Raw genomic sequence first — 1,636 nt, 5'->3', positions numbered from 1 at the left:
AGTTCAAGCGTCATGGTCTTCCCTCCGCTGGATGGCAAGGACCGCGCCGATCACCGCAAAGAGTAGCAGGGCCACCGCTTCCGTCAGCCACAAATAGGGTCCGAAGAGCGCGCGGCCGATCATCGCCGGGCCAATCTCCCGAATCACCGCCAGGAACAGCGGACGACGGGTAAAGAGGATGATCAGGACTGCCGCCAGCAGCACCACCAGCATGCCCGGCCACCAGAAACCCGGCCGCCAGCGTGCCTCCGGCTCCGGCTGGACAGGGGTGCGCAGGAGCATAATGGCAAAGAGAAAGAGCACCAGAATGGCACCGACATAGAGCATCACTTCCAGCGCCGCGACGAAGGGCGCACCCAGCACCAGAAAAAGAATGCTGAGGGCGAGCAGGCTGATCCCCAGGTTGACCGCGCCATGCATAGGGTCGCGCACCACCAGCAGGGCGGCGCTGGTCATCAGCACGATAAGGGCGAGCAGGAGCACCAGCAGCACGATCATGGCAGGTTGCTCCGACCATTCACCGGAGGTGATTCGTTGCTGCCCTGCCCCTTGTCCTTGTCGTGCAAAGCCACACCGGCGTGACGGTAAAAATTGTAGTGGGGATGCTTACCAGTGCCGTCGATGAGCAGGGCTTCTTTCTCGTAGATGAAGTCCTGATGGTGCTCCGTGCTGAAGGCGAACTCGTCAAGGAGCTGGATGGCCAGGGTCGGACAGGCCTCTTCACAGAAGCCGCAGTAGATGCAGCGCGAGAAATTGATGCGGAAGCTGACCGGATAGCGGCGCTCGTCCTCGCGCTCCCCGGCCTGCAGTTCGATACAGCGGGTGGGGCAGACCGCCGAGCAGAGCTGGCAGGCCACACAGCGCTCATCGCCATCGGGATCGCGGGTCAGCGCCGGACGACCGCGCCAGCGCGGTGGCAGCTTCAGCGCCTCTTCGGGGTAGCTGATCGTGGACGCGCCGCGACCGATCTGCCGCAAGGTGGTCCAGAGCCCCAGACCCAGTTGGACAAAAAAACTGCGGTAGGCGCTCATCCCAGCCGCCACAGGGCCGCAGCAGAGGCGGTGCACAAAAGGTTGAACAGGGAGAGCGGCAGCAGCACCTTCCAGCCCAGAAGCATCAGTTGATCGTAGCGCGGGCGCGGCAGGCTGGCGCGTAACCAGAAGAAGCCAAAAATCACCGCGAACGTCTTGATCAGCATCCAGATCCAGCCCGGCAGCCATGGGCCATGCCAGCCTCCCAGATAGAGCGCGGCGGTCAGTACAGCGATCAGGGTGAGGCCGAGATACTCCCCCAGAAAAAAATAACCGAAGCGCATGCCACCATATTCGGTATTGAAGCCAGCAACCAGTTCACTCTCCGCCTCCGGCAGGTCGAAGGGCAGGCGATGGGTTTCCGCCACCCCGGCAATGAGGAAGATCACGAAACCGAGGGGTTGCAGAACGATATAGGGCATCCACTGGGCCTGGACGATGCCGTTCAGGGAGAGGCTGCCACTGAGCAGCACCACCGCCAGCAGGGCCAACCCCAGCGGCAGCTCATAGCTCACCAGTTGGGCGACGGCGCGCACGGCGCCCAGTAGCGCGAACTTACTGCCCGAGGCCCAGCCGCCGAGGAAGACCCCGTAGGCGTTGAGGGA

The 1,636-nt window shown here is 63.1% G+C and carries 3 protein-coding genes; all 3 read right to left on the bottom strand.

All coding sequences use genetic code 11. From position 1 onward, the window contains the following. Nucleotides 1-3: 3 nt before the first annotated feature. On the bottom strand, nucleotides 4-498 hold the full coding sequence (locus tag M7F93_RS11390) for an NADH-quinone oxidoreductase subunit J family protein (RefSeq protein ID WP_298173580.1): 495 nt from the start codon (nucleotides 496-498) through the stop codon (nucleotides 4-6). After that, nucleotides 495-1,031 carry an NADH-quinone oxidoreductase subunit NuoI gene (gene nuoI / locus M7F93_RS11385; RefSeq protein ID WP_298173577.1) on the bottom strand — a complete coding sequence of 179 codons (537 nt, stop codon included), beginning with the start codon at nucleotides 1,029-1,031 and terminating at the stop codon, nucleotides 495-497. Before nuoI ends, M7F93_RS11390 begins: the two co-directional genes overlap by 4 nt. Next, nucleotides 1,028-1,636, bottom strand: a 609-nt coding sequence (locus M7F93_RS11380) for a complex I subunit 1/NuoH family protein (protein WP_298173574.1), incomplete at its 5' end; no start/stop codon positions are given. The genes nuoI and M7F93_RS11380, both read right to left, overlap by 4 nt.

The organism is Acidithiobacillus sp. (genome assembly GCF_027322205.1).
Classification (GTDB): domain Bacteria; phylum Pseudomonadota; class Gammaproteobacteria; order Acidithiobacillales; family Acidithiobacillaceae; genus Acidithiobacillus.
Note: the sequence above shows the minus strand (reverse complement) of the source record. Positions and strands in the feature narration are given on the sequence as shown.

Excerpts from the sequence above, each read along its gene's own strand:
- M7F93_RS11390 (WP_298173580.1), bottom strand. The coding sequence starts at position 498 with ATGATCGTGCTGCTGGTGCTCCTGCTCGCCCTTATCGTGCTGATGACC.
- nuoI (WP_298173577.1), bottom strand. The coding sequence starts at position 1,031 with ATGAGCGCCTACCGCAGTTTTTTTGTCCAACTGGGTCTGGGGCTCTGG.